The following is a 26668-nucleotide window of genomic DNA, read 5'->3' on the forward strand; positions in this document are numbered from 1 at the left end:
GGCGGCACGGGCGGCACGGGCGGTGGCGGTGGCGGTGGCCTGTACGGCGGTGGCGGCGGCACCGCGGGCGGCGGCGGTGGATCGTCGCTGGTTCCCGACGGCGGGTCGATCAAGCTGTCCGCGCCCGGGTATCGCGCCAAGCTGTCGATCTCGTACACCTCGGAGTCCGCCCTCGGGAGCAGTTCCGGAAGCGCCGACTCCGGCAGTGCGGGCAGCTCGGATTCCGGCAGTGCGGGCAGCTCCGGCACCGGCAGCGCGGGCAGCTCCGACCTGTTCGGCAGCAGCTGACCCCGGACCGCACCGATCGACCGCGGCCGCCATCCCCCTGGGTGGCGGCCGCGAGGCGGTTACGTGCACGGGTCAGGCGGCGGTGACCGCCAATCCGACCGTGCCGGTTCTGCCCCGGCGCAGCAGGCTGCCCTTCATCGTCAGCCACCCGAGGATCCCGTACCGTTTCGCGATGGCGTCGCGCGCATGGTCGCTGCCCGAGAGGTCGAGGATTTCGGCGCTCGCCTCGACGGCCGCGCCCTTCGGGTTGCCGCGGGCGTCGCACGCGGCGACCGTGACCCGGGGGTTGCGCCGGATCCGCTTGACCTTCCACGACTCGGTGACCGTCCACATCAGCAGCCGGTCCCCGTCCGCCGCCGCCCACAGCGGGGTCGGCACCGGCGTACCATCGTTGCGGAACGTGGTGAGCAGGACGTACTTCGCCGCGGCGACGTCGCCGAATGAGGCACTCATGACAGCATCCTAGGGGCTGTGGTCCCGGTCACCGGGACGCCGTCCGTGTGAGATTCCGTAAAACCCTACTTTGGCCAGGTGCAGGCGTGGGGGTTTCGGCTTGCGGGAATTTCCTTTGACTGACGGCAGACGGGTATCACGTGACAACAACAGACCAGATCCGGGCCGAGGAGGCGCCGGGCAGCGGCCGCCGCAGCGGCTGGTATGACCGGCAGCGGCCGGCCTGGGTGATCATCGCGGTGCTCGTCGCGGTGGAAATCATCAGCGCGTTCGAGACCTCGATGGTGTATGCCGCGATCCCCACGTTCATCACCGAGTTCAACAGTGACGCCGCGACCGTCGGCTGGGCGGTGACGGCGTTCCTGCTGGTGGCGGCCGCGTCGGCGGCGGTCTGCGGGCGCCTCGGCGACATGTACGGTCGCGAACGCGTGCTGGTCGTGCTGCTCGCCGCCGCCGCGGTCGGGTCGGTCGTCAGCGCCGTCGGCGACAGCATCGGCTGGATCATCGCCGGGCGCGCCATCCAGGGTGTGGCCGGTGCGATCCTGCCGCTGTGCATCGGCCTGGCCCGCGAACACCTGCCCGCGGCGCGGGTCCCGGTCGCGGTCGCGATCATCTCCGGTTCCGCGGTCGCCGCCGGTTCCGCCGCGCTGCTGATCGCGGGCATCATGCTCGACCACGCGACCTGGCACATGATCTTCGTCGTCGCCGCGGTGTACGCGGTCGGCGCGATCGCCCTCGTCGTGTTCGTGCTGCCGTGGCGCAGGCCGACCGGGACGCGGGAGACCGTCGACTACGTCGGCGCCGTCGCGTTCGTGCCCGCGATCGCCGCGGTCCTGCTCGGTGTCAACAAGTCCACCACCTGGGGGTGGACCGATCCCGCCACGCTCGGCCTGGTGCTCGGCGGCGTCGCGGCGCTGGTGCTGTGGGTGCTGTGGGAACTGCGCACCACCTCGCCGATCGTCAACATCCGGCAGTTCTCGAACCGCAAGTTCTCGCTGACGATGCTCGCGACGTTCGCGATCTCGATCGGCCCGATCGGCGTGACCACGATGATCATCCCGATCGTTCTGCAGTCCCCGACCGACGCGCCGATCGGTCTCGGCCTGACCCCGACCAACGCCGGATGGCTGTCCTTCGCCGGGTCGATGTTCGGGTTCGTCTGCACCCCGCTCAGCGGGCGGATCGCCGCCGCCGTCGGCGCCCGCGCCTCGATGCTCCTCGGCAGCGTCCTGTTCCTGCTCGGCAACCTGATGCTGTTCGTCTTCCACGACTCCGTCGTCGGCATGATGATCATGGTCATCACCGTGTCGGTGGCGACGGCCTTCGCCTACACCGCGCTGCCGAACCTGCTCGTCGAGGCGGTCCCCGAGCACTCCACCAGTGAGGCCACCGGAACCAACGCCGTCATCCGCACCGGCGGCAGCGGCATCGGTGTGTCGATCGCGACGATGATCCTCACCAGCACCGCACTCTCGAGCGGCCTGAACACGACCAGCGGCCTGAACGCGATCGTCGCGATGCTGACGGTGACGTCCATCGCCGCGATCGGCTTCACCCTGCTGATCCGCCGCGGCAAGGCGACCATCGCCTGACGCCGTGGTGTGACCCGAAAAGGGGCCGAACCGGAATTCCGGTTCGGCCCCTTTCGGCTGTGTCCGCCGGGTCAGCGGTCCTCGAGGTCGCCCTCCGACTCGAGGTACACCTGCCGCAACCCGGCGAGGACCTCCGGATCGGGCTCCTCCCACATCGTCCGCTCCACCGCCTCGAGCAGACGCTCGGCGATCCCGTGCAGCGCCCACGGGTTCGACTTCTCCATGAACTCGCGGTTCTGCTGGTCCAGCACGTACGTCTGCGCCAGCTTCTCGTACATCCAGTCCGCGACGACATTGGTGGTGGCGTCGTACCCGAACAGGTAGTCCACCGTCGCGGCCATCTCGAACGCGCCCTTATATCCGTGCCTGCGCATCGCCTCGAGCCACCGCGGATTCACCACCCGGGCCCGGAACACCCGCGCGGTCTCCTCGGACAGGGTGCGGGTGCGGACCGCGTCGGGCCGGGTGCTGTCCCCGATGTACGCCTCCGGATCCTTCCCGGTCAGCGCGCGGACGGTGGCGACCATGCCGCCGTGGTACTGGAAGTAGTCGTCGGAGTCGGCGATGTCGTGCTCGCGGGTGTCGGTGTTCTTCGCGGCCACCGCGATCCGCCGGTACGCGGTGCGCATGTCGTCGCCCGCCGGGGCACCGTCGAGGCCGCGACCGTACGCGTAGCCGCCCCACGTGGTGTACACCTGCGCCAGGTCGGCGTCGTCGCGCCAGTTCTTCGAATCGATCAGCTGCAGCAGGCCCGCGCCGTAGGTGCCGGGCTTGGACCCGAAGATGCGGGTGGTGGCGCGCCGCTCGTCGCCGTGCTCGGCGAGGTCGGCCTGCGCGTGCGAGCGGACGAAGTTCCGATCGGCAGGCTCGTCGAGGGCGGCGACCATCCGGACCGCGTCGTCCAGCAGGGCGAGGACGTGCGGGAACGCGTCCCGGAAGAAGCCGGAGATGCGGACCGTGACGTCGACTCGCGGGCGACCCAGCTCGTCGAGCGGAATCACCTCCAGCGAGGTGACGCGCCGCGACGCCTCGTCCCACACCGGCCGCACACCGAGCAGCGCGAGCACCTCGGCGATGTCGTCGCCGGAGGTGCGCATCGCGGAGGTGCCCCACACGCTCAGGCCCACCGACGTCGGGTACGCGCCGTGGTCGGCGACATACCGGGAGAGCAGCGATTCCGCCATCGCCTGCCCGGTCTCCCACGCCAACCGCGACGGGACCGCCTTCGGGTCGACGGAGTAGAAGTTGCGGCCGGTGGGCAGCACGTTCACCAGCCCCCGCAGCGGCGACCCGGACGGCCCGGGCTCGATGAACCGGCCGTCGAGGGCGCGCAGCACCTGCTCGATCTCGCGTCCGGTCCCGCGCAGCCGCGGCACCACCTCGGTGGCCGCGAACTCGAGCACCGCGACCACGTCGCCGCCGTGCTCGGCACCGATCTCCTTGGCCCGCGCGGGATCCCAGCCGGCCGCCTGCAGGGCGGCGACCAGGCCGTGCGCGGTCTCCTCGATCTCGTCGACCCGGCCGCGGTTCTCGTCGCCCGCCTCGCTGAGGCCGAGCGCCTCCCGCAGGCCGGGGACGGTGCGCTCGCCGCCCCACATCTGCTTTGCCCGCAGCACCGCCAGCACCAGCTCGACCTCGGCGTCCCCGTCCGGGGCCTGCCCGAGGATGTGCAGCCCGTCCCGGATCTGCACGTCCTTGATCTCGCACAGCCACCCGTCGACGTGCAGCAGCATGTCGTCGAAGACGTCCTCCTCGGGGCGTTCGGCGAGCCCGAGGTCGTGGTCCATCTTCGCCGCCCGCATCAGCGTCCAGATCTGCTGCCGGATCGCGGGCAGCTTCGCCGGGTCGAGCGCGGAGATGTTCGAGTGCTCGTCGAGGAGTTGCTCGAGCCGGGAGATGTCGCCGTACGACTCGGCGCGCGCCATCGGCGGGATCAGGTGGTCGACGAGGGTGGCGTGCGCGCGGCGTTTCGCCTGGGTGCCCTCGCCGGGGTCGTTGACCAGGAACGGGTAGATCAGCGGCAGGTCGCCGAGGGCGGCGTCGGTGCCGCAGGAGGCGGACATGCCGAGCGTCTTGCCGGGCAGCCACTCCAGGTTGCCGTGCTTGCCGAGGTGCACGATCGCGTCCGCCCCGAACCCGCCCGCCGCGGTCTCCGCGGCGAGCCAGCGGTACGCGGCCAGGTAGTGGTGGCTCGGCGGCAGGTCCGGGTCGTGGTAGATCGCGACCGGGTTTTCGCCGAATCCGCGCGGCGGCTGCACCATCAGCACCACGTTCCCGACCCGCAGCGCGGCGATCACGATCTCACCCGCCGGGTCGGCCGACCGGTCCACGTACAGTTCACCCGGCGCGGCACCCCAGTGCTCCTCGACGCCCTCCCTCAGGTCTGCGGGCAGGGTGGCGAACCACTCCCGGTAGCGGGCCGCGGAGATCCGGATCGGGTTGCCCTCCAACTGCTCCGCGGACAGCCAGTCGGGGTCCTGTCCGCCCGCGGCGATCAGCGCGTGGATCAGCGCGTCGCCGTCGCCGGACTCCAGTCCGGGCAGCGCGTCCTCGCCGTCGCGCGGCCCGAGGTCGTAGCCGGCCTCCCGCATCGCGGTCAGCAGCGCGATCGCGCTCGCCGGGGTGTCCAGGCCGACCGCGTTGCCGATCCGGGCGTGCTTGGTCGGGTACGCGGACAGCATCAGCGCGATCTTCTTGTCGGCGTTGCGGAGGTGCCGCAGCCGCGCGTGCCGCACCGCGATCCCGGCGACCCGGGCGGCGCGCTCCGGGTCGGGGACGTAGGCGGTCAGGCCGTCCTCGTCGATCTCCTTGAACGAGAACGGCACCGTGATGATCCGGCCGTCGAACTCCGGCACCGCGACCTGCGTCGCCACGTCCATCGGGGACAGTCCGTCGTCGTTCGCCTCCCACCCGTCGCGGCTGCCGGTCAGGCACAGGCCCTGCAGGATCGGGATGTCGAGCGCGGCGAGCGCGGTGACATCCCACGACTCGTCATCCTCGCCGGCGGACGCTCCCGCCGGCTTGGTGCCGCCAGCGGCGAGGACGGTGACCACCATCGCGTCCACCGTCGACAGCAGTTCGAGCAGCTCCGGTTCCGCGGTGCGCAGCGACGCGCAGAAGATCGGCAGCGGGGTCGCGCCCGCGTCCTCGATCGCCCGGCACAGCGCCTCGACGTACGCGGTGTTCCCGGCCAGATGCTGCGCCCGGTAGTACAGCACCGCCACCGTCGGCGTCCCCGCCTGGTTCCCTAATGTCACATTGGGGTCCGTCAAGTGACCCGATGTGACATTAGGGACCGTGCGGTCGAGGACACCCCAGTTAGGCAGGTGCACGGCAGGCTCGAAGCCGTGGCCGGTGAGCAGCACGGTGTCGGACAGGAAATGGTGCAGCTGGCGCAGGTTCTCGGCGCCGCCCTCCGCGAGGTAGGTGTGCGCCTCCGCGGCGATGCCCGCCGGGACCGTCGAGCACTCCATCAGCTCGGCGTCCGGGGCGAGCTCGCCGCCGAGCACGACGGTCGGCAGCCCGGACGCGAGGACCGCGTCGATGCCGTCCTCCCAGGCCCGGCGGCCGCCGAGAATCCGGACCACCGCGAGGTCGACGCCGTCGAGCAGGCCGGGGAGGTCGTCCACGAGCAGCCGGGCGGGATTCGCCCAGCGGTAGTCGGCGCCGCTGGCACGGGCGCTGAGCAGGTCGGTGTCGGATGTCGACAGCAGCAGGATCACGCAGGCCTCCTCGGGGTTTCGCGCCCCGTTCGGATTCGGTTCGGTTCGGTTCTGCGGCAGTGGAGGGTCTGACTTCCCGGCCGGGTGACCGGGTCACAGTGGCGCGACCGCACCGGAGTTCCACCGGCTTCCTCGTGCACTGCCGCATTCGCCGGTGATGGTACCGGCCCACGCCGCTCGCCCCGCAGGCTCCGCCCCGTACCCTGGACGGCGATGTCCGGTTCCGATGATCCCCGCTCCCGCCCCGACGCCTGCCCGGGAGCGCTCCAGGTGCACCGGGCCGCGGACGGCGCCCTGTCCCGGGTCCGGTTGCCCGGCGGCACGATCACAGGCCCGCAGCTCCAGGTCCTCGCCGACGCGGCCCGCGACCTCGGCGCCGGTGAACTCGAACTCACCTCCCGCGGCAACATCCAACTGCGGGCCGTCACCGACCCCGACGCGTTCGCGGACCGGCTCGCCGCGGCGGGGCTGCTGCCGTCGGTCAGCCACGAGCGGGTCCGCAACATCCTGGCCACCCCGCTGTCCGGGCGGATCGGTGGGTTCGTCGACGTCCGCGGCTGGGTGGCGGACCTCGACGCCCGGCTGTGCGCCGACCCCGACCTCGCGGACCTGCCGGGCCGGGTGCTGTTCACGCTCGACGACGGGCGCGGCGACGTCACCGCGCTGGGCGGCGACCTCGGCCTGCACGCCGTCACCCCGGCCGAGGTGGCGCTGATCCTCGCGGGCCGCGACCACGGGATTCGCCTGCCGGTCGGGGACGGGGTCGCGACCTTGACCGCCGCGGCGCGGGTGTTGCGGGAGATTCGCGGAACCCGGTGGCGGCTGCACGAGGTCGACGACGGGCCGCGCCGCGTGCTCGATCTCCTTGGCCTGGCGCCTGCGGCGGCGGCGCTCGACCTGGCAGCCGACTCCCCCGGTCCGATCGGGTGGCTCGACCAGCCCGACGGCCGGGTCACGCTCGCGGCGGGCCTGCGGTACGGGGTGCTGCCTGCGCGGTTGGCGGACTTCCTGGTCGCGGTCGAGCATCCGATCTCGGTCACCCCGTGGCGGTCGGTGCTGCTGCACGACCTCGACGAGGGTGTCGCCGAGCAGGTGGTTCGGGTGCTCGCGCCGATGGGGCTGATCTTCGATGCCGAGTCGCCGTGGCTGCAGGTCACCGCCTGTGCGGGACGCCCCGGCTGCGCGAAGTCGCTGGCCGACGTCCGCGGCGACGCGACCGCGGCGGTGCAGTCCGGTGACCTGCCCGCCCCGGGCCGCCAGCACTGGTCCGGGTGCGACCGCCGGTGCGGCCGCCCCCGCGGTGAGGTGACCGACATCGTCGCCACCGGTGACGGCTACCGGGTGGATCCCCCGACACCCTGACCCCATATCGTGGAACACATGACCGAGTACATCCGCGACGGCGCCGAGATCTACCGCCAGTCGTTTGCCACGATCCGGGCCGAAGCCGACCTGACGGGGTTTCCCGCGGATGTCTCGCAGGCGGTCGTGCGGATGATCCACGCCTGCGGTCAGGTCGATCTGACCACCGATGTCGCGTTCACCCCCGGTGTGGTGTCCACGGCCCGCCGGGCGCTGCGCACCGGCGCGACGATCTTCTGTGACGCCACCATGGTCGCGTCGGGGGTGACCCGGAAGCGGTTGCCCGCCAAGAACGACGTCGTGTGCCTGCTCGGCGACCCGCGGGTTCCGGTGATCGCCGAGCGACTCGGCAACACCCGGTCGGCGGCCGCGCTGGAACTGTGGGGACCGAGGCTCGAGGGCGCGGTCGTCGCGATCGGCAACGCACCCACCGCGCTGTTCCACCTCCTCGACATGATTGACCAGGGCGCACCGAAGCCGGCGGCGATCATCGGCTGCCCGGTCGGGTTCATCGGCGCCGCCGAATCCAAGGAGGACCTGATCGCCCGCGCCGGCGACATCGACTACCTGGTGGTGCGGGGCCGGCGCGGCGGCAGCGCGATCACCGCCGCCGCCCTCAACGCGATCGCCAGCGAGGTCGAGTGATGGCCGGCACCCTCTACGGCATCGGACTCGGGCCCGGCGACCCGGAACTGGTGACGGTCAAGGCCGCCCGGATCATCGGCGAGGCCGACGTGATCGCGTTCCACTCCGCCAGGCACGGCCGCAGCATCTCCCGCGCCGTTGCCGCCCCGTACCTGCGGGACGGGCAGATCGAGGAGCACCTCGTCTACCCGGTGACCACCGAGACCGTCGACCATCCCGGCGGCTATCAGGGCGCCATCGACGACTTCTACGCCGAGGCCGCGGCGACCCTCGCCGCGCACCTTGCGGCGGGTCGCACCGTGGCGCTGCTCGCCGCCGGGGACCCGCTGTTCTACAGCTCCTACATGCACATGCACAAGCGGCTGTGCGACCGGTTCGACGCGGAGGTGATCCCCGGCGTCACCTCGATCAGCGCCGCGTCCGCGGCGCTGGGGGTGCCGCTCGTCGAACGCGACGAGGTGCTCACCGTGCTGCCCGGCACCCTGCCCGCGGAGGAACTCACCCGCCGACTCCGGGAGACGGACTCCGCGGCGATCCTCAAGCTGGGGCGCACCTTCCCGACCGTGCGGCGGGCCCTCGCCGATGCCGGTCGGCTCGCGGAGGCGTCCTACGTCGAACGTGCCAGCACCGCCGGGCAGCGGGTGCAGCCGCTCGCCGACGTCGACGAGACGGCGGTCCCGTACTTCTCGATCGCGATCGTGCCCAGCCCGTCGAACAACCCGGCCGCGCAGATCCGTCCGGGCTCCGGTGAGGTCGTGGTCGTCGGTCTCGGGCCCGGTGATGACGCGTGGACCACCCCGGAGGTGCGGGACGCGCTCGCCGGCGCCACCGACATCGTCGGCTACACCACCTACGTGAACCGGGTGCCGGTGCGGCCCGGGCAGCACCGGCACGCCAGCGACAACAAGGTCGAATCGGAGCGCGCCGCGATGGCCCTCGATCTCGCGAAGCGCGGCGCCCGCGTCGCCGTCGTGTCGTCCGGTGACCCCGGCGTTTTCGCGATGGCAGCGGCGGTCGTCGAGATGGCGGGCGACGAGCAGTGGCGGGACGTGCCGGTGCGGGTGCTGCCCGGGTTGACCGCCGCGCACGCCGTCGCCAGCCGGGTCGGCGCCCCCCTCGGCCACGACTACGCGATGATCTCGCTGTCGGACCGGCTCAAGCCGTGGGACATCGTCGCCCAGCGGATCTCCGCGGTCGCGGCCGCCGACATGGCAATGGCGATCTACAACCCGGCGTCCCGCTCGCGGACCTGGCAGGTCGCGGCGATGAAGGACCTGCTGCTCGAGCACCGCTCCCCCGACACCCCGGTGATCGTCGGCCGCGACGTCGCGGGCCCCGAGGAGAGCGTCCGGATCGTGCCGCTCGGCGACCTCGAACCGTCCGAGATCGACATGCGGACCCTGCTGATCGTCGGCTCGTCGCAGACGGCGGTCGTCGATTCGGGCGGTGAGCGGAAGGTGTTCACGCCGCGCCGCTACCCGGGCTGAGCGGGCCCGGCGCCGTCTCGCCGGCGGCCCGGGAAGAATTTTTCCGGGCGGTGTCGAATCCGGTGGGCGCCGTTCGACTCACAGGTAGACGGCGGGGACAGGCCCCGCCGGACACCCAAGGAGTCATCATGCCCCGCTACCTGTCCCTCATCCGCGTCGACGAGCGCACCGGCCCGGCCGACGGTCCGAGCCCCGAACTGATGGAACGGATGGGGGCGCTGCTCGAGGAGATCACCAAGGCCGGGGTCATGCTCGAGACCCAGGGCCTGACACCGAGCTCGGAGGGCACCCGCGTCACCTGGTCCGGTGGTCAGCTCAGCTACACCGACGGCCCGTTCACCGAAAGCAAGGAGGTGGTCGGCGGCTACGCGATCATGCAGTGCAAGGACAAGGCCGAGGCACTCGAATGGTCGCGGCGATTCCTGCAGGTTCATGAGGAGTATTGGACGATCACGCTGGAGCTGCGGCAGATCGCCGAGGAGTGAGCTTGCGAACTCCGCATTTGCACCGAGGAGTGAGCTTGCGAACTCCGCATTTGCACCGAGGAGTGAGCTTGCGAACTCCGCGTTTGCACCGAGGAGTGAGCTCTTGACCGGTCCCCACGGGTCTGCTGTCATCGGACCCGTGGGGACGCCGCCGGTGCACGAGGTCGTCGAGACGGTGTTCCGGATCGAGTCGGCCCGGATCATCGCGGCCGCCGCCCGGATCGTGTGCGATGTCGGGCTGGCCGAGCAGGTCGCGCAGGACGCCCTCGTCGCCGCGTTGGAGCAGTGGCCGGTGCGCGGGATTCCGGATCAGCCGGGTCCGTGGCTGATCTCCACCGCCCGGCATCGCGCCGTCGACCTGGTGCGCAGGGAGCAGAACTATGCCCGCAAGCTCGCCGAGGTCGGGCGGACGCTGGACGAGCAGTGCGCGCCGGAGCTGCCCGACCCGGACGCGATCGATGACGACCTGCTGCGGCTGATCTTTGTTGCCTGCCATCCGGTGCTGTCGACGACGGCCCGGATCGCGCTCACCCTGAAGCTGCTCGGCGGTCTGACCACCGGTGAGATTGCCCGCGCGACGCTCAGCGCCGAGGCGGCGGTCGCACAGCGGATCGTGCGGGCCAAGCGTGTTCTTGCGGCGCGTCGGGTGCCGTTCGAGGTGCCGACGGGTGCCGAGCGCGCCGCCCGGCTGTCGTCGGTGCTGGAGGTCATCTACCTGATCTTCAACGAGGGCTACTCGGCGACCGCCGGTGACGACCTGCTGCGGCCTGCGCTGTGCGAGGAGTCGCTTCGGCTGGCCCGGGTGCTGGCGGCGTTGCTGCCCGCCGAACCCGAGACGCACGGGCTGCTGGCGTTGCTGAGCCTGCAGGCGTCCCGCAGCGGCGCGCGGGTCGACGCCGCCGGGGCGCCGGTGCTGCTCGCGGACCAGGACCGGGGCCGCTGGAATCGGCTGCTGATCCGGCTCGGCATGGAGTCGTTGCTGCTGGCGGGGACGGGACCGTATTCGCTGCAGGCGGCGATCGCCGCCTGCCATGCCAGGGCCGCCCGCTTCGAGGACACCGACTGGGCGACGATCGCGGTGCTGTACGAGCGGCTGTACGCGGTGTCCCCGTCCCCGGTGGTGCTGCTGAACCGGGCGGTCGCGGTGGCGCAGGCGGACGGGCCGCGGGCGGCGCTGGTGCTCGTGGACGCGCTCGCCGACGACCCGGCGCTGCGCGGCTATCACCTGCTGGCCAGCGTCCGCGGCGACCTGCTCGCCCGGCTCGGACGCGACGATGCCGCCCGCGCCGAGTTCGTCCGGGCCGCCGACCTGACCCGGAATCGGGCCGAGCGTGCCCTGCTGCTGCGGCGCGCCGATGCGGTGGGCGACGCCGACGGTCGGGGCCGGTCGGGCGGGGCGGGTGTGCGCTGAGTCAGGAGGGCGCGGCGCTGCCGTCCCAGTGGGCACGGGCGGCGGCGAACAGGTTGACGCACACCGCGACGAGGTCGTCGGGGTCGTCGCGGCTGCCGTCCATCAGCCAGTCGACGAGGAGGTGGTTGACGCCGCCGACCAGGGCCGTCGCGGTCAGCTGCTGGGTGCGTCCGGGCGGTTGGGTGCCGCCGGCCGCCCAGATGGTCAGCACGGTGTCCACGAAGTCGCGCAGCACGCGGTGGCGGCGCCGCTCCATGTCCGGTGAGACGCCGACGACCTCGATGAGCACCACCCGCGCACGGCGCGGGTCGACGGTCAGGTGTCGGATGAAGGCCTCGAGTCCGGCCGCGGTGAGTGCGTCGAGATCCGGTCCCTCCTTGCCGAGTGCGGCGAGGGTCGCCGCGTGCATCGCCGCGGACAGGTCGTCGTACAGCGCGGCGAGGCAGACCTCCTTGGTGGGGAACGACTCGTAGAAGGAGCGCTCGGTGACGGCGGCGCCGCGGCAGATCTGCTTGATCGACGTCGGCGCGTAGCCTGCGGTGCCGAACTGCTCCAACGCGGAGTCGAGGATCGCGGACCGGCGTGCCCGTTGCCGTTCGTCGGGGGCGAGACCGGAGTACCGGCGGCCGGGTGGTTTCGGGTCCGGGTGCGTCACGTCGGATCCTGTCATGGGTCTTCCCTTCCTGCCGACGAGGTGCAATGCTAGCCGCCAGACCATTGTGACAATCTGGATTGTCAGATGCCCGGGCGGGCATGCGGGCGATCCGAGAGGTGGGGCGGCACGTCATGACGACAACACTGGCCGGGCGCATCGTTGCGGTCACCGGCGGCGCGCAGGGCATCGGGCGGGAGATCGCGCGCCGACTGGCGGCGGACGGCGCGCGGGTGGCGATCGGCGACCGTGACCTCACCGCAGCCCGTAAGACCGCCGCGGCGCTGCCGGGGCAGGTCCGCGCCTTCGCCCTCGACGTGACCGACACCGAATCGTTCCAGGGGTTTCTGGCCGAGGTCACCGAGGCGTGGGGGCCGCTGGACGTGCTGGTGAACAACGCCGGGGTGATGTGGGTGGGAGCCTTCGACACCGAACCCGAGGCCGCGACCGACCGGATGCTCGCGGTGAACCTGCACGGGGTGATCCGCGGTGTTCGCCTGGTGGCGCCGGGGATGCGCGCCCGGGGCAGCGGCCACATCGTCACCGTCGCCTCGGCCGCGTCCCGGCTCGCACCTCCCGGCGAATCCACCTACGCCGCAACCAAGCACGGCGTCCTTGGCTACCTCACCGGCGTTCGCGAGGAGTTGCGGGGCAGCGGGGTGCAGGTCTCGGTGATCATGCCCGGCGTCGTCGACACCGAACTCGCCGTCGGCACCGACAGCGGCGCAACCGCCCGACTGCATCCCGGCGACGTCGCCGCCGCCGTGGCGCGGGTGCTGCGGCGGCCGCGCTTCGAGGTCACCCTCCCGGCCACGATCGGGTTGCTGGTCCGGGTCACCGGGCTGCTGCCGCAGGCGCTGCGCGACCGGGTGCTGCGCCGCACCGTCCCCAACCAACTGAGGGCCGCGCGCCGCCCGGGCATCCGCGAGAGCTACGAACGCCGCGCCCTGACCACCAGCAACGACCCGGAAGGCACCCGATGAGCAGCTCCGACTCCGCCGCGCTCCGTCCGATTCCCGAGTTCGACGGCGTCCACCAGATCTGGCCGCGCGGCAAGCGACTCGAGGCGATCCGCGACGCGGCGTCGACCTACCGGGAACGCTTCCTGAACCAGGGGCAGGTGCGTGCGGTCAAGAGTGTCGACATCGCCGCGGCACCGTACCCGGCGCGCTTCGCGTTCCAGGGGTACTCCGTCAACGTCAACCCGTTCATCTCGATCATCAACCGGATGTTCGTGATCCAGTTCGACGGCTTCGACGGCACGCTCAAGACCCTGGTGTGGGAGCCGACCGTGGCGGCGGGGTCGGCCGAGGCGCCGTTCTACGACAAGCTGCAGCGCTTCGCCCGCAGGCTCGGCCTGGAGTCGACATTCGTCGACTACTACAACGACCCCGACCAGGTTCTGCCCCGGCTCGGGCTGACCAACGCCGACGTGGACTACATCAGCTTCGACCACCTCCACGTCCAGGACCTGCGCATGATCCTCGGCAGCAGCGAGCCGATCGACGGCGAGACGGCGCCACGACAACCGCTGTTCCCCAACGCAAAACTGCTCGTCCACCGCAAGGAACTGGGCACCTTCGACGCCATGCACCCGATGCAGTGGGCCTGGTACGTCGAGGACGGCATGCGCGGCGTGCCCGAGGAGCGCCTCGAGGTCTTCGACGGCGACGTCGAGCTCGGTGTCGGGGTCAGCCTGCTGTGGACGCCCGGCCACACCGACGGCAACCACTCGCTGGTCATCAACACCCCCGACGGGGTGTGGGTGTCGTCGGAGAACGGGATGGCCGCCGACAGCTGGCAACCCGAACTCTCCCGAATCCCCGGCGTGCGCCGCACCGCCGCGTTCTACGGCCGCGAGGTCGTCCTCAACGCCAACACCCTCGAGGACTCCCTCGACCAGTACGACTCGATGGTCAAGGAGAAGACGCTGGCCTCCCCCTCCCCGCGCAATCCCCAATGGCGGCAGGTCATCCCGTCCTCGGAGTGCGCGAACCGGAAGCGGCAGTGGCCCGTCGTGCCCACCTACAGTCACGGTGGGCTCGACTACGGCACCATCACCGTCCCCGCCCGACCTACGACCGTGCCGGGCACCGCCCCGGAACCCGGGTGATCGCGGTGCCGCGCTCGTTCGCGGCGTCGGCGACGATCTGGGCGTCCCGGGTCTTCGTGCGGCCGACGCTGTGGCTGCTGCCGTTGCGTTCGTCGGTCGGGGTGCTCGGCTATCGGTTCACGCAGGTCGTCGCGTGCCGGATGTGGCGTGCCCCGATGCTCCCGCACACGCCGGTCGATGCCGCCGGGCCCGGAGGCAGGACCGCCGGAGAATGGGTGGGCGGGCAGCCGGCGCCCGGCAACCGGCTGATCTACTACATCCACGGCAGCGGCTACATCAGCTGCAGCCCGGCGACGCACCGCGGCCTGGTGTCGGAACTGTCCCGCAGGCTGCGTCGCCCCGCCTACGCGGTCCGCTACCGGCGCGCGCCGAAACACCGCTTCCCCGCCGCCCACAACGACGTGCTCAACGGCTACCTGTGGTTGCTCGACCAAGGGCACCGGCCCGGGAACATCGTCGTGATGGGCGATTCGGCGGGCGGCCACCTCGCCCTCGGGCTCTGTGTCCAACTGCGCCACCTCGGCGTCGACCAGCCTGCCGCGGTGATCGGATTCTCCAGCCTCGTCGACCCGACCTGGCAGCTGGCCCGGGCCAACGGCAGGCACGTGTGGGACCAGTTCGTCTCGGCGCGCACCGGTCGGCGGATCACCCACACCTACCTGGTCGACGCGGACCTCGGTGATCCGCGCCTGGACGTGCTGAGCGCGGTCGGACCGGATCTGCCGCCGATGCTGCTCCAGGCGGGCGGCAGCGAGATTCTCGGGTCGGACTCCGCGCACTATGCAGCGGCCCTGCGGGCATCGGGCGGGCGATGTGAACTCGAGGTGTGGTCCGGGATGTTCCACGTATTCCAAATGGGATATCCGCGGCTGCCCGAGGCACGCAACGCCCTCGACCGGGTCGAGCGGTTCGTCGAGGGTATCGACGCCTGCGACGGTGTGCCGGCCTGACGATCACGCATCACGCCCGGCGAACTCGCATCAGCAGGCCCGCGGGCCCGCCGAGCGAAGGTGGGTGACGCCGCCGACGACGTGCCCGCGGCCGCCAGCACCACTGCAGCGGGTGGATTGGATGGGGCGGGTCGCTGACACCGCCACGTCGCTCGACTCGAGGTCCATCCAGACGAACCGGTTCCTCATCGGTCTTCCATTCTGCTGCGCTACCCGACCACCCGGTGGGTCTAACGTGAGGCGATGACATCAGACGCCCTGCTCGACCACGCCGGAACGGATGCCCATCTCACCGTCCGGGAGGTCGCCATCGAAAGCGGCGTGACGTCGTCCGCCGTCCGCTTCTACGAGAAGCACGGCGTCATCCGTGCGGTGCGCACGGCGGGCAACCAGCGCCGGTTCGATGATTCCGCGGCCTGTCGCATCCTGGTCGCCAAGCTCGCGCAGCGCGTCGGGCTGACGGTCCGGGAGATCGTCGAACTCTTCGAACAACTGCCCGTCGACCGCCATCCCGACGCGGGCGACTGGGATCGGATCGGCGCCAAGCTGGTCAACGAAGCCGAGGAGCGCGTCACCCGCCTCAAGTCGCAACTCGCCGGCCTGAAATCCGACACCACCCTGTGCGAGATGGGTGCGCACACTGACGGGTGACGCTCGCGCAGAGTGGGCTTGACTTCAACATATGTTGAACCTGCATCGTCTTCTGCATGAACGAACAGCGACCTGATGCACGTGGTACGGCCTCACCTGCTGACGTGATTGCCACCGGAGTTGATCCCGGCTTGCCGCCGGACATGATCGCGGACCTCGCCCGTCACGCGTCGATCATCGGGCTGGGAATGAGTACTCGCGAGGCGCACGAGGTGCTCGCGTGTGTCTTCGAGACCACTCGGTCGCTGGTCGACGACGGCTTCACGACGATCGCGATCCTGGATTCCCCGCGCGTCGTCGCAGAATACGACGGGTACGTCATCGGGCAGCCGGTCGACCTTGAGCACACTCTCGATCAGGCATGGGGGCCATGGCGGAATGCGCAGTTCCGCGACGAGCTGATCGGCCTTCGGGCCCTCAACGCGACCCGACCGGTCGAGCGCCAGATCAGATTCATCGGCATCGGTGCGTCCACGGTAGTCGCCGCCGACTACGACACCGTCGTCGAACTGCTCCGTGGCGTCGACCGACGCATCGCCGACGATGTCGAGCGGCTCCTCGACGTCATCCGCGTCGCCCACGACGGCGGTGAGCACGTGCAACGCGCCCGGGGGCTGCACCCGGGAGTGCCCTTCGTAGACCACGCCCGTGCCGCCCGAGCCGCGGCGCTCGGTGCACCTGACGGGCCGGCGCGCCGTGAGGCGCTGGCGCTGCTCGACGAGATCGTCGACCACCACGCTCACGCGCCCGGCTCGCCGCAGCGTGTCGCCGCTGAGCCCGATGCCGCTGAGCCCGACGGCGCTGAGCCTGACGGTGAGGCTGGCACGGCGGGATCAACGTTGTCCGTCGGGGGCTACGACATGGCGAGTGGCGAACGTGCGGCAGCGGAACGCCTCATGCACTATCACGAGCGCACGGGAGCCCGAATCATCCTCTGGGAAGGGACGGCCCACATCGCCGCGCAACCGGCGGTCGCTCTCGGTCCCATGCTGGGCACGCACCTGCGTGCAGCACTCGGCAGCAAGTACGTCGCCGTGAACGTCAGCTTTGGGCGGGGCCGGATCGCCAGAGCCGACATCCCCGCACCGCAGGACGGATCTATCGACGCCCTAATCGATGTGGGCGGCACCGCCCGCGGCCTCATCCTGGGCACTGCGGCCCCGTTCGACGGTTCATGGGCAACCCGGATCATCTCCGGGTTGTATGACCCGACAGCCGACGGTGACCACTACATCCAGTTTCCTTCGCTGCGCGAATCCTTCGACGCCGTCATCCACATCCCGACCGTCACCCCGACAGCACCATTGCACAGCGACTCCGTGTGAACCGACCGGGGCTTCTGGCCGCTCCTATGCTGGCGACATCTCTGGCTGGGGAGTCCGGGACCGGACGATGTCGCTGGTGGCCTGCTCGCCAGGCGGGCGCTGACGCCGCCGCAGGTGATCGCCGTCGCGGGACGACGCTAACCATGCTGTACCTGGGGTTCTGGCGCAACGTGTCCGTCAGCGACTTCTACGATCCGTAGGCGACGGCCCCACGGTCCAGGAGTGCGCGCGGGTCTCCCGCTCACCAGGCCCCCAGTGGGCTCAGTTCTCGATCCCGACAGGCTATGGCCGAGGCTTCCTGGATGTCGATCAGTGGGTGCCAGCGGCCGCCGTGCGGCCGTGCCAGTGAGCCCCCTCTCCTGACCACGCGAGCAGCTCCAGGCGGGTCCAGGTGCTGCTGCCGAGTCGGTCAGGGAACTGTCCAGACACCGGCGCTGGGCGTGCTCGCGAGTGGCCCGTATCCTGGCAGCGTCGCCAGGGCGACCACCGTCCCGGAACCGGTCTCGACCGGTGTTCCTTCACCGAGGTATGCGACACCAGCTGCACCGGTGGAGATGTTTCGCCAGTGGAGGAAGACATCGGCGTACGGCCCAAATCGGGTCACTCCCGGAGTGTCCGTATCGGTAGTGACGGTCAGGTAGAAGAAGTACCCGCCCGGGAGTCTGTTCGCACCGAGGCCGAAAGCGGACCCGGGAATGGCGAAGGCAGTGTCGGTCGGTGCGGCAGCCGCAGGGTGTGCCACGAGAAGCAGTGCAGCGCTGGCTCCGGCGACGATCAATGCTCGGCGTAGACGGTGACGTTGCCTCATCGACGGACCTCCCAGCCCTGGTGGCCCGCTCCCGGTCACGAACACCGGCGCCAGCCGAAGAAGCTCTCATTCTACGTCGGCGGACGGGTGGCCCCGATCATGAGTCACCTGGTCGGGGCCACCCGTAGCGCGTTCGGTGTGGGTTACTCGAGCCGGAGGCCCATCCAGGCGAACCGGTTCGTCATCGGTCTTCCTCCCTGCTGCGCTGCCCGGTCAGGCGGTGCAGCAGCCACGAGCGTATTCCGGCGACGGCGCCGTCGGCCAGCGCGGTGGGGTGGCCGGTAAATCCGTGCGGGGCACCAGGATAGACCCGCAAGTCGACCTCGTTTCCCGCGGCGGCCAGCCGGGCCGCCATAGCGAGGTTGTCCTCCAACAGCACATCATCACCCCCGACCACCAGCAGCGTTGGGGGCAGACCCGACAGGTCGGCGTAGATCGGCGAGACGTCCGGTGCGGTGCGGTCCGCGACGGGGCCGAGGTAGGCGTCGAGGAAATACTCGTCCGCGATCCGGCCGCCCGCCGGGGTCCGCCCGCTCAGGTCATAGGTGCCGAACTCGAGCGCGGCACCGGCGTATCCGTCGACGACGCCGGCATCCCGCAGCCGGAGCAGGGTGGCCAGCGCGAGCGTCGCCCCGGCAGAGCTTCCGCCGATCGTGAGCCGGGACGTACCGAAACGATCCGCGGCATTGTCGAGCAACCACAGCGCGACCGCCGCGCAGTCGTCGGGTGCCGCCGGCCACGGATCCTCCGGCGCCAGCCGATAGTCCACGCCGACCACCGCCACCCCGAGGGCGTCCGCGAGCACGCGGTTGCGCACGTCCCGGTGCGCGGCGGAATCCAGGTAGAAGCCGCCGCCGTGAATGTCGAGGGCCACGCCCCGCGGCGCCCCGATGGACGGGGTGAGGATCCGGACCGGGACCTGAACACCGGCGCCGTCGACGACCTCGGTGACGGCGGACGGGTCGGTGGGAGCAGGCGCGGACCTGCGGGCCCTCGCTTCGCGCAGCTCGTCCGGGCCGTTCGGCCCCCGACCGGACGGCCGCACCGCGTAAAACGCCCGCGCCTGGGCGAGGTGCTCAGCGGGGACGTCGACGCTCAGGGCATCCAGCGTGAACCGCACCCCGGGTCAGCTCGCGGAGTCCTGGTCGAGGGTGTACTTCACGAGGGCATTGGCGTGGCCATGCCCGAACCCGTGCTCGGCCTTGAGCCAGGCGACGAGGTCCATGTGCTTGGTCAGCTCGGAGGCGCGAATCACGGACTGCCACTCGCTGATCGGGCGGCCGTACTTCGCTTCGATCGACGGGAAGTAGGACGCCGGACCCTTCACCTGTTCGCTCATGGACGCCACCGTAGCCGCGGGGACCGACAGACACCGGCAACGCGCAGGCGCGCCCGGTGGCGGGTCGGTCAACGGCGCACCCGATAGCGCAGGTGGAGAACCCGGTTGCCCTGAATCGCCACGTCGGGATCCTCCAACAGGTGCTGTGCGTCAACCGACCCGAAGTAGCGCTTGCCGGACCCGAACACCACGGGAACGACGTCCATCCGCACCTCGTCGATCAGGCCAGCGGCAAGCACCTGGCCACCGACGTCGCCAGCGGCGACCTCGACCACACGGTCGCCGGCAAGCTCCTGCGCCGTCGCCACGGCCGCCTCGACACCGTCGACGAAATGAAACGGTGACTGGGGGTCCCACCCCTCGGGCGCGGGCCGGTGGGTCACGACGACCACGTGGTCGATTCCGCTCGGCGGCTTCCCGTCCCAGCCGCCGGTTATGTCGAAGACGTGGCGGCCGACGATTGTCACGCCGATCCGGTCCCAGTACGCCCGGGTGTAGTCGTGGGACGCCTGCGACACCGTCAGCGCGCCACCCTCGTCCAACGGGACGTCCCCGCTGGACAACCAATCGAACAGCGGTCCGGGCTGGTCCTTCTCGTTCGCGATGAAGCCGTCCACCGACACCGAGCTGTACATGACCACCGTGCCCACGGGGCTCTCCTCTGTTCTGGGGTGCCCCCCCAAGTTAGCGTGTCGTGGGCCGTCGCTCGTGGGGACAAGCAACGGGCCCGCGCGCCCACTCGGCCGCGACGGCGACATCCGAGGTCGATGCGATCCCGGCCGGGATCGGGGTCCGCGCGACCATCACCACCGGTAACCCGAGTTCGCGGGCGGCCTCGAGTTTCGCGGAGGTCAGTGCCCCGCCCGAGTTCTTCGTCACCACCACCTCGATGCGCCGTTGCCGCATCAGGTCGATCTCGTCGGAGACGGTGAACGGCCCACGCGCCAGCAGAATCTCGGAGTCCGGCGGTACCGCCACCTCGGGCGGGTCGATCGCGCGGATCAGGAACCAGCCGCCGGACCCGGCGAACGCGTCCACGCCCTGCCTGCCGATGGTCAGGAACACCCGCGACCCCAATCCTGGTAGGGCGGCCGCGGCGGTTGGCAGATCGGGCACCACCTGCCACCGGTCCCCCGGCCGCGGCGTCCACTCCGGCCGCCGCAACACCAGCAGCGGGACACCGAGACTTTGGGTGGCCGCGGCCGCATTGGCGGTGATCCGGGCCGCGAACGGGTGCGTCGCGTCGACGACGGCGTCGATGCCGTTGCCGCGCACCCACTCCGTGAGCCCGTCGACGCCGCCGAAACCGCCGACCCGGACCTCACCCTCGGGCAGCCGCGGATCGTTCACCCGCCCGGCCAACGAGGACACCACCTCGACGTCCGGCGCACCAACCAGTTCGGCGGCCACCGCTCGGCCCTCCGACGTGCCGCCGAGCACCAGAACCCGACGCACGTCAGGCCCCCATCTCGCTGCTGCGCATTAGTGCCCGATTTCGATGCTGCGCATCAGTGCGTCACGCGGCGCCGGGCAGGCGAGTACAGGTAGCTGCCCGGGAAGCCCTCCGCCGCGAGCACCCGGCCGACGACGATCACCGCCGTCTTCGTCACCCCCGCCTCGTGCACCTGCGCGGCAATCGAATCCACGGTCCCGCGCAGCACGATCTCGTCCGGGCGGGACGCGTACGCCACCACCGCGACCGGGCAGTCCCCGCCGTACGGGCCGCGCAACTCGTCGGCGACCTGCTCGATGCGATGCGCGGCCAGGTGGATCACCAGTGTCGCGCCGCTCGCCCCGAACGTCGCCAGATCCTCGCCGTCGGGCATCGCCGTCGACAGCGTCGACACCCGGGTCAGCACGATCGACTGCGACACCCCCGGCACCGTCAGTTCCCGGCCCAGCGTCGCGGCCGCCGCAGCGAAGGCGGGGACACCGGGCACGATCTCGTAGTCGACGTCCGCGGCGTCGAGGCGGCGGACCTGCTCGGCGACCGCACTGTAGATCGACGGGTCCCCCGAGTGCAGCCGCGCGACATCCTTGCCGGCCCGGTGCGCGGCGACCAGCAGGTCGGTGATCTCGTCGATGTCCAGGCGGGCGGTGTCGACGATCTCGGCGCCGTCCGGGCACCGCTCGAGCAGTTCCGCGGGCACCAGGCTGCCCGCGTACAGGCATACCGGGCTCTGTTCGAGGATCCGGGCGCCGCGGAGGGTGATCAGGTCGGCGGCGCCGGGGCCGGCGCCGATGAAACGGACGGTCACGCGTCCTCCTTTTTGGTGACGACCCACTGGGCGACGGGCAGGTGCGGCCGCCACGCGGTGAATCCGCCGAGGGATTCGCCGCGGTAGATCTGGAACTTGCGCAGCCGACCGCCGTGCGCGGCATGCTGGGACAGCAGCAGCGCCTCGGATTCGGCGGTGACGGCGTTGACGACCATCCGGCCACCGACCGGAAGGGCGGCCCAGCACGCCTCGAGCAGGCCCGGTGCTGTGACTCCGCCACCGACGAAGATCGCGTCCGGGGTCGGCGCGCCGGCCAGCGCATCGGGTGCGGCGCCGCGCACGTCGAGGACTGGCACCCCGAGCCCGGTCGCGTTGGCGGCCATCCGGTCCCGGCGGACGGCGTCCCGTTCGAAGCCGATCGCCCGGCAGGACGGGTCGGTGCGCAGCCATTCGATGGCGATCGAGCCGGAGCCGCCGCCAACATCCCACAGCAGCTCCCCCGGCTCCGGCGCCAGCGCGGCCAGGGTCAGTGCCCGCACCTCCTGTTTGGTCAGCTGCCCGTCCGAAGTGAACGAGTCGTCCGGCAGCCCGGACATCCGGGTGCGGCGCGCCGCGTCCGGGTCGCGGCGGCAGGTCAGCGCCAGCAGGTTCAGCGGGTCGCCGGGCGCCCGGTCCCAGTCGGCGGCAACACCGGAGGAGACGGATTCCCGCGGTCCACCCAGCTGTTCCAGCACGGTGAGATCGGTGCCGCCGAAACCGTTCTCCCGCAGCAGTGCCGCCACCGCGGCCGGGGTGTGTCGATCCCGGGAGAGCACCAGCAGGTGCCTGCCGTGCGCCAGGTGCGGGAGCAGGGTCTCGGTGGGCGCGGTCACCAGCGACACCACCGGCGTCTCGTGCAACGCCCAGCCGAGCCGCGCGCACGCCAGCGACGCCGACGACGGCGCGGGCAGCACCCGCACCCGGTCGGCGCCGAGCAGCCGGATCAGGGTGACGCCGATGCCGTGGAACATCGGATCCCCGCTGGCGAGGACGCAGATCCGGCTGCCCTCGTGGTCGGTGAACAGGCCGGGCAGCGCCGGCACCAGCGGCGTCGGCCACACCGCCCGCCGCGCGGCCGACGCGGGCAGCAGGTCCAGTTGCCGCGCCGAGCCCATCAGCACCTCGGCGGCCTCGACGGCGCGGCGGGCGTTCGCGGACAGCCCGTCCCAGCCGTCGGCGCCGATCCCGACGACGGTGACCTGATGGCCCATCAGCGCGGCATCCGGCGCCAGATCCACTGCGGCAGCAGCCGCATCACGACGAACACCGGTCCGAGCCTGCCGGGGACCGCGACCCGCTCGCGGCCCTTCGCCAGCGCCGCGACGACCGCGTCCGCCACCTGTCCGGGGGTGCTCGACATCGGGGCCGGGGACATGCCCTCGGTCATCCGCCCGATCACGAAGCCGGGCCGCACCAGCAGCAGGGAGACGCCGCTGCCGTGCAGGGCGTCCCCGAGACCGCTCGCGAACCCGTCCAGCCCGGCCTTCGCCGAGCCGTACACGTAGTTCGCGCGCCGCACCCGCACCCCGGCGACCGACGAGAACACCACGATCCGGCCCGACCCCTGCGCCCGCAACAGCTGCGCCAGGTGCGTCAACACCGACACCTGCGCGACGAAGTCGGTGTGGATGACGTTCACCGCGTGCTGGGCGTCCGCCTCGGCGCGCTGCTGGTCGCCGAGCACACCGAACGCGAGGACCACGGTGTCGATCGGGCCGAGCTCGGCGATCTCCGAGAGCACCCGCGCGTGGTCGGAGACCCGGTCGGCGTCGAACTCGACGGTGTGCACCTCGGACGCACCCGCCTCCCGCAGCGCCGCGGACTCGTCCGTGAGGTCCACGCTGCGCCGGGCCGCGAGGACCACCGGGCGACCCGACGCGAGACGGGTCGCGACCTCGAGACCTATCTCGCTGCGCCCACCGAGAACGACCACCGAACCGACACTCATGTGTCCAGTGTGCCGGGCCGAGCGGGCATGTCCTAACGTCGGGTCATGGCCCGCACCCCCTTCGACCCCGCCGACCTCACCGAGGATGCGCTTGCGTTTCTCACCGATCGGCATCTCGCCTCGCTGACCACCCTGCGCCGGGACGGAACCCCGCACGTCGTCGCGGTCGGATTCACCTGGGACCCGGATCGGCGGTTGGCGCGGATCATCACCAACGGCGGATCCCAGAAGGCCCTCAACGCCGAACGCGGGGGTTATGCCGCCGTCACCCAGATCGACGGCCCGCGCTGGCTGACACTTGAGGGCGCGGCGCGGGTCAGCGCCGACCCGGGCGACGTTGCCGAGGCCGTCGCCCGGTACGCCAACCGATACCGGGCGCCACGGGAGAACCCGACCCGGGTCGTGATCGAGATCAGCGTCCGACGCGCGCTGGGCGTCGCGGGGCTGCTCGGCCGCTGACACCCTCGACGCGGCCCCACGGACCGGCATAGTGTTGTACGGAGCACAGGTGCACGGATCGCGGGGAATCCCAACTCGAGGGGCAGCCATGACACGCACAGCACTCCGACTCTCCGTCCTGGCGGGAACGGCGGTGGCCGCACTGCTCGCGGCCGGTCCGGCGCAGGCCGGGCCGCCGCACCCATTCGGCCCGCCCGCGCTGACGATCGGCTGCCCGAACCAGGGCAGCCTGATGTCGTTGACCGGCGCCACCGGACAGTCCGGGCCCGAGCCGGGGATCGCACCCGGCGAGATCCGCTTCCAGACCTTCCCCGCCGCGCCGCCGATCCCCGCCGCGGGCCAGGTCACCGTCGCCTGGGTCAACTTCGACACCGGACAGACCGGTATCGCGAACCTTGAGGGCGTCTACCCCTACTACTCGAAGACGGTATACACCGGGCACGGCAACGTGATGGCGACGGTGTTCGGGTCGATCAACCTCGGCAGCATGCCGCTGTGCCAGTCGAATCCCACCTTCGGCAACTTCATCGTCTGAACCCCGTCAGCTCGTCGCCTCCTCGAACGCCGCCGCGTCCTCGGCGCCGAACCGATCCTCGAGCACCTCGGGGCTGTAGTCGAGGTCGATCTCCTCGACCGGGCGGCCGCGCGCCGACTCGATCGCACCGAGCCGGCGCTGCGCCCGATCCGCGGCGTACGCGACGAACTCCTGGTCGTCGAGACCGAACGGTTGCACCTCGAACTGATCGTTCACCCAGTTGATCATCCCGAGGGCCATCGGCATCAGTTCCGCCATCCGCTGCTGCACCACGCCCCAGTTGGCGTCGTCCGCGGCGACATGCCGCCTGCAGGTGAACGTGCCCCACGCCATGTGCCTGCGCTCATCGTTGCCGATCAGCCGGATCAGCTCCACCATCCCGGGCAGGATGTTCCACTCGGTGCACACCTTCTGCCACGCGTAGTACCCGGTCAGCGCGAGGCTGCCCTCAATCACGTGGTTGTAGGTGACCGACGCCCGCACCTGATTCGCCGGGCTCGGATCGGACTCCAGGATCCGCAGCGATCCGGGCAGCTCCTCGTAGAACAGCTGCCGGTAGTAGGGGTTCTCCGCGACGTACGGGTGCAGGTCGCCGGTCAGTCCGACCGCGTCCATCCACAGCCGGAACACCTGGGTGTGCTTGGCCTCCTCGAAGCAGAACTGGGTCAGATACATCTCGTCGCCGAGCCTGCCCTCCGCGGACATCGCCTTCATGAACGGCTGGATGTCCTCGGTGACCGCCTCCTCGCCCGCGATGAACTGGGTGCACAGGTAGGTGGCGCTGCGTCGCTGCTCATCGGTCAGCCCCTCCCAGTCCTGCGCGTCCCGACCGAAGTCGATGGACAGCGGATCCCAGAAGTGCGCGTTGCCCTTCGCGAACAGGCGCAGCGGGAAGGCGTCCCAGTTGAGCCCTCCCGCCCTGAGCGACCCGAAACCCTGCCTGGTGAGCGGTGTAGCGGTCATGTCGGCGCATCCTCACAACGAAGTGAACGGGTGATCCCCATCACACTGTAGGTCCGTTCGGTGCCGCCGCGCCGACTACAGCACGGTGAGTCCGTGCGGACGGGTGTTCATCGGCTCGCACCCGTCGGCGGTGACGACGACGATGTCCTCGATCCGCGCACCCCAGCTGCCCCGGAAATAGATGCCCGGCTCGATGCTGAACGCCATCCCCGCCACGAGTTCGATGCGGTTACCCGCGACAATGTACGGCTCCTCGTGCACGGACAGCCCGATCCCGTGGCCGGTGCGGTGCACGAACGCCTGCGCCAACCCCACGCCAGCGAGTACATCCCGCGCCGCGGCGTCCACCGACTCGGCGGTCACCCCCGGCCGCACCGCGTCCACCGCCGCCCGCTGGGCCCGCTCAAGCGCCGCGAACCGCTCCGCGACCTCCGCGGTGGGCTCGCCGATGCTGTAGGTGCGGGTGCTGTCCGAGTTATAGCCGGGCGCAACCGGACCCCCGATGTCGATCACCACCACGTCCCCGTCCGCGATCACCCGATCCGACACCTCGTGGTGCGGGTCCGCGCCGTGCGGGCCCGACCCGACGATCACAAACTCCGCCGCGGTGTGCCCCTCCTCGACGATCGCCGCCGCGATGTCGGCCGCCACCGCGGCCTCGGTCCGGCCCGCCCGCAGCCACTCCCCCATCCTGGCGTGCACCCGGTCGATCGCCGCCCCGGCCCGCCGCAGCGCGTCGATCTCGGCCGCGTCCTTGACCATGCGCAACTCGCGCAGCACCCCGGTCGCCAGCACCGGGGGCGCACCGAGCGCCGCGGACAGCGGGATCACGTGCAGCGCGGGCATCGCCTCGGCGACCGCGGTCCGCCCCGGCGTCGGCAGCAGCGACCCCACCAGCGCGTACGGGTCGACGCCGTCCACCCAATCCCGCACCGACAGACCGAGATCCGCGACCGCGGACTCACCGAGACCGGCCAGCTCGAGCGTCGGGACCACCACCGCCGGGGTGCCCCCGTCCGCGGGAATCACCAGGCAGGTGAGCCGCTCGAACGACGCGGCCCCCGACCCGACCAGGTATTTCAGGTCCGGTCCCGGCGTGATGAGCAGTGCATCGAGGCCCGCTGCCGCGGTCAACGCGGCGGCACGACGCAGACGGTCGGCGTAGACGGCGGTCGGGAAGCGGGCTGCCGATGACTCGCTCGATGCACTCATGGGAGTCAAC

Annotated in this window: 26 protein-coding genes; 14 read left to right on the forward strand and 12 right to left on the reverse strand. The window is 71.2% G+C overall.

Translation table 11 applies throughout. The features are described 5' to 3' along the window. The coding region (locus ACWF62_RS04105) for a hypothetical protein (protein WP_452629474.1) at positions 1–288 on the forward strand (288 nt) is incomplete at its 5' end. 72 nt (positions 289–360) lie between these two features. On the opposite strand, the gene ACWF62_RS04110 is transcribed toward ACWF62_RS04105, so the two are convergent. After that, positions 361–741 carry a PPOX class F420-dependent oxidoreductase gene (locus tag ACWF62_RS04110; RefSeq protein ID WP_378507135.1) on the reverse strand — a complete coding sequence of 127 codons (381 nt, stop codon included), beginning with the start codon at positions 739–741 and terminating at the stop codon, positions 361–363. A gap of 227 nt (positions 742–968) precedes the next feature. On the opposite strand from ACWF62_RS04110, the gene ACWF62_RS04115 reads away from it, so the two are divergent. Next, complete coding sequence (locus tag ACWF62_RS04115; protein WP_452629550.1) at positions 969–2333, forward strand: MFS transporter; 1365 nt, start codon at positions 969–971, stop codon at positions 2331–2333. A gap of 71 nt (positions 2334–2404) precedes the next feature. Here ACWF62_RS04115 and ACWF62_RS04120 read toward each other — a convergent pair whose 3' ends face one another. Further along, entirely contained in the window at positions 2405–6055 is a 3651-nt protein-coding gene (locus ACWF62_RS04120; protein WP_452629476.1) for a cobaltochelatase subunit CobN, read from the reverse strand. A 213-nt stretch (positions 6056–6268) separates the two neighbouring features. Here ACWF62_RS04120 and cobG point away from each other — a divergent pair, with 213 nt between their 5' ends. The 5 genes from cobG to ACWF62_RS04145 all read left to right on the forward strand — a co-directional run bounded on the left by cobG (position 6269) and on the right by ACWF62_RS04145 (position 11445). Then, entirely contained in the window at positions 6269–7417 is a 1149-nt protein-coding gene (cobG, locus tag ACWF62_RS04125; RefSeq protein WP_378507133.1) for a precorrin-3B synthase, read from the forward strand. Positions 7418–7435: 18 nt separating this feature from the next. Further along, entirely contained in the window at positions 7436–8062 is a 627-nt protein-coding gene (locus tag ACWF62_RS04130) for a precorrin-8X methylmutase (protein WP_378507132.1), read from the forward strand. Beyond that, a complete protein-coding gene (gene cobJ, locus ACWF62_RS04135; protein WP_452629477.1) occupies positions 8062–9549 on the forward strand; it encodes a precorrin-3B C(17)-methyltransferase in 1488 nt (495 codons plus the stop codon). Before ACWF62_RS04130 ends, cobJ begins: the two co-directional genes overlap by 1 nt. 128 nt (positions 9550–9677) lie before the next feature. After that, the gene (locus ACWF62_RS04140; protein ID WP_378569428.1) at positions 9678–10034 is read left to right on the forward strand and encodes a YciI family protein; all 357 of its coding nucleotides are present in this window, start codon (positions 9678–9680) and stop codon (positions 10032–10034) included. Positions 10035–10164: 130 nt separating this feature from the next. Further along, positions 10165–11445: an RNA polymerase sigma factor gene (locus tag ACWF62_RS04145; protein WP_378569523.1), complete on the forward strand. Its 1281-nt coding sequence runs from the start codon at positions 10165–10167 to the stop codon at positions 11443–11445. A 1-nt stretch (position 11446) separates the two neighbouring features. On the opposite strand, the gene ACWF62_RS04150 is transcribed toward ACWF62_RS04145, so the two are convergent. Next, a complete protein-coding gene (locus tag ACWF62_RS04150; RefSeq protein WP_378507129.1) occupies positions 11447–12115 on the reverse strand; it encodes a TetR/AcrR family transcriptional regulator in 669 nt (222 codons plus the stop codon). A gap of 116 nt (positions 12116–12231) precedes the next feature. Here ACWF62_RS04150 and ACWF62_RS04155 point away from each other — a divergent pair, with 116 nt between their 5' ends. From ACWF62_RS04155 to ACWF62_RS04175, 5 genes are all read left to right on the forward strand, one after another. Next, positions 12232–13080: an SDR family oxidoreductase gene (locus ACWF62_RS04155; RefSeq protein WP_452629478.1), complete on the forward strand. Its 849-nt coding sequence runs from the start codon at positions 12232–12234 to the stop codon at positions 13078–13080. Further along, positions 13077–14210, forward strand: coding sequence for a hypothetical protein (locus ACWF62_RS04160; protein ID WP_452629479.1), 1134 nt, complete (start codon positions 13077–13079; stop codon positions 14208–14210). The genes ACWF62_RS04155 and ACWF62_RS04160 overlap by 4 nt, the downstream gene beginning before the upstream one ends. Before the next feature lie 5 nt (positions 14211–14215). Then, positions 14216–15160, forward strand: a complete 945-nt coding sequence (locus ACWF62_RS04165; protein ID WP_452629480.1) for an alpha/beta hydrolase — start codon at positions 14216–14218, stop codon at positions 15158–15160. 243 nt (positions 15161–15403) lie between these two features. Continuing rightward, entirely contained in the window at positions 15404–15811 is a 408-nt protein-coding gene (locus ACWF62_RS04170) for a MerR family transcriptional regulator (RefSeq protein ID WP_452629481.1), read from the forward strand. A 56-nt stretch (positions 15812–15867) separates the two neighbouring features. After that, entirely contained in the window at positions 15868–17136 is a 1269-nt protein-coding gene (locus ACWF62_RS04175; RefSeq protein WP_452629482.1) for an erythromycin esterase family protein, read from the forward strand. A 989-nt stretch (positions 17137–18125) separates the two neighbouring features. Here ACWF62_RS04175 and ACWF62_RS04180 read toward each other — a convergent pair. The 7 genes from ACWF62_RS04180 to ACWF62_RS04210 form a co-directional block, all read right to left on the reverse strand. Continuing rightward, positions 18126–19064 (reverse strand): alpha/beta hydrolase fold domain-containing protein, encoded by a 939-nt coding sequence (locus tag ACWF62_RS04180; RefSeq protein ID WP_452629483.1) that lies wholly within the window; start codon positions 19062–19064, stop codon positions 18126–18128. Between the two features lie 6 nt (positions 19065–19070). Further along, the gene (locus tag ACWF62_RS04185) at positions 19071–19283 is read right to left on the reverse strand and encodes a DUF4287 domain-containing protein (RefSeq protein ID WP_378507122.1); all 213 of its coding nucleotides are present in this window, start codon (positions 19281–19283) and stop codon (positions 19071–19073) included. A 68-nt stretch (positions 19284–19351) separates the two neighbouring features. After that, entirely contained in the window at positions 19352–19933 is a 582-nt protein-coding gene (locus ACWF62_RS04190; RefSeq protein ID WP_452629484.1) for a dihydrofolate reductase family protein, read from the reverse strand. A gap of 34 nt (positions 19934–19967) precedes the next feature. Further along, positions 19968–20738: a cobalt-precorrin-6A reductase gene (locus tag ACWF62_RS04195; RefSeq protein WP_452629485.1), complete on the reverse strand. Its 771-nt coding sequence runs from the start codon at positions 20736–20738 to the stop codon at positions 19968–19970. A 53-nt stretch (positions 20739–20791) separates the two neighbouring features. Next, positions 20792–21541, reverse strand: coding sequence for a precorrin-4 C(11)-methyltransferase (gene cobM / locus ACWF62_RS04200; RefSeq protein ID WP_378507119.1), 750 nt, complete (start codon positions 21539–21541; stop codon positions 20792–20794). Next, positions 21538–22752: a precorrin-6y C5,15-methyltransferase (decarboxylating) subunit CbiE gene (cbiE, locus tag ACWF62_RS04205; RefSeq protein WP_452629551.1), complete on the reverse strand. Its 1215-nt coding sequence runs from the start codon at positions 22750–22752 to the stop codon at positions 21538–21540. The genes cobM and cbiE overlap by 4 nt, the downstream gene beginning before the upstream one ends. Next, a complete protein-coding gene (locus tag ACWF62_RS04210) occupies positions 22752–23489 on the reverse strand; it encodes an SDR family NAD(P)-dependent oxidoreductase (RefSeq protein WP_452629486.1) in 738 nt (245 codons plus the stop codon). Before ACWF62_RS04210 ends, cbiE begins: the two co-directional genes overlap by 1 nt. Before the next feature lie 45 nt (positions 23490–23534). Between ACWF62_RS04210 and ACWF62_RS04215 the strand changes: the two genes are divergently transcribed. Beyond that, positions 23535–23948: a pyridoxamine 5'-phosphate oxidase family protein gene (locus tag ACWF62_RS04215; RefSeq protein ID WP_378507117.1), complete on the forward strand. Its 414-nt coding sequence runs from the start codon at positions 23535–23537 to the stop codon at positions 23946–23948. 88 nt (positions 23949–24036) lie between these two features. After that, complete coding sequence (locus ACWF62_RS04220) at positions 24037–24483, forward strand: hypothetical protein (protein ID WP_378507116.1); 447 nt, start codon at positions 24037–24039, stop codon at positions 24481–24483. A 6-nt stretch (positions 24484–24489) separates the two neighbouring features. Here the strand turns inward: ACWF62_RS04220 and ACWF62_RS04225 are convergent, their stop codons facing one another. Continuing rightward, complete coding sequence (locus ACWF62_RS04225; protein ID WP_378507115.1) at positions 24490–25446, reverse strand: R2-like ligand-binding oxidase; 957 nt, start codon at positions 25444–25446, stop codon at positions 24490–24492. Between the two features lie 75 nt (positions 25447–25521). Further along, positions 25522–26658: a M24 family metallopeptidase gene (locus ACWF62_RS04230; protein WP_452629488.1), complete on the reverse strand. Its 1137-nt coding sequence runs from the start codon at positions 26656–26658 to the stop codon at positions 25522–25524. Between the last annotated feature and the right edge of the window lie 10 nt (positions 26659–26668).

The sequence above is a fragment of the Rhodococcus sp. NPDC054953 genome (assembly GCF_053609225.1).

Coding starts and splice junctions, on each gene's coding strand:
- cobG (WP_378507133.1), top strand. CDS start 6,269: ATGTCCGGTTCCGATGATCCCCGCTCCCGCCCCGACGCCTGCCCGGGA.
- ACWF62_RS04130 (WP_378507132.1), top strand. CDS start 7,436: ATGACCGAGTACATCCGCGACGGCGCCGAGATCTACCGCCAGTCGTTT.
- ACWF62_RS04215 (WP_378507117.1), top strand. CDS start 23,535: ATGGCCCGCACCCCCTTCGACCCCGCCGACCTCACCGAGGATGCGCTT.
- ACWF62_RS04140 (WP_378569428.1), top strand. CDS start 9,678: ATGCCCCGCTACCTGTCCCTCATCCGCGTCGACGAGCGCACCGGCCCG.
- ACWF62_RS04230 (WP_452629488.1), bottom strand. CDS start 26,658: ATGAGTGCATCGAGCGAGTCATCGGCAGCCCGCTTCCCGACCGCCGTC.
- cbiE (WP_452629551.1), bottom strand. CDS start 22,752: ATGGGCCATCAGGTCACCGTCGTCGGGATCGGCGCCGACGGCTGGGAC.
- ACWF62_RS04210 (WP_452629486.1), bottom strand. CDS start 23,489: ATGAGTGTCGGTTCGGTGGTCGTTCTCGGTGGGCGCAGCGAGATAGGT.
- ACWF62_RS04175 (WP_452629482.1), top strand. CDS start 15,868: ATGAACGAACAGCGACCTGATGCACGTGGTACGGCCTCACCTGCTGAC.
- ACWF62_RS04160 (WP_452629479.1), top strand. CDS start 13,077: ATGAGCAGCTCCGACTCCGCCGCGCTCCGTCCGATTCCCGAGTTCGAC.
- ACWF62_RS04170 (WP_452629481.1), top strand. CDS start 15,404: ATGACATCAGACGCCCTGCTCGACCACGCCGGAACGGATGCCCATCTC.
- ACWF62_RS04110 (WP_378507135.1), bottom strand. CDS start 741: ATGAGTGCCTCATTCGGCGACGTCGCCGCGGCGAAGTACGTCCTGCTC.
- ACWF62_RS04150 (WP_378507129.1), bottom strand. CDS start 12,115: ATGACAGGATCCGACGTGACGCACCCGGACCCGAAACCACCCGGCCGC.
- ACWF62_RS04155 (WP_452629478.1), top strand. CDS start 12,232: ATGACGACAACACTGGCCGGGCGCATCGTTGCGGTCACCGGCGGCGCG.
- cobJ (WP_452629477.1), top strand. CDS start 8,062: ATGGCCGGCACCCTCTACGGCATCGGACTCGGGCCCGGCGACCCGGAA.
- ACWF62_RS04225 (WP_378507115.1), bottom strand. CDS start 25,446: ATGACCGCTACACCGCTCACCAGGCAGGGTTTCGGGTCGCTCAGGGCG.
- ACWF62_RS04185 (WP_378507122.1), bottom strand. CDS start 19,283: ATGAGCGAACAGGTGAAGGGTCCGGCGTCCTACTTCCCGTCGATCGAA.
- ACWF62_RS04220 (WP_378507116.1), top strand. CDS start 24,037: ATGACACGCACAGCACTCCGACTCTCCGTCCTGGCGGGAACGGCGGTG.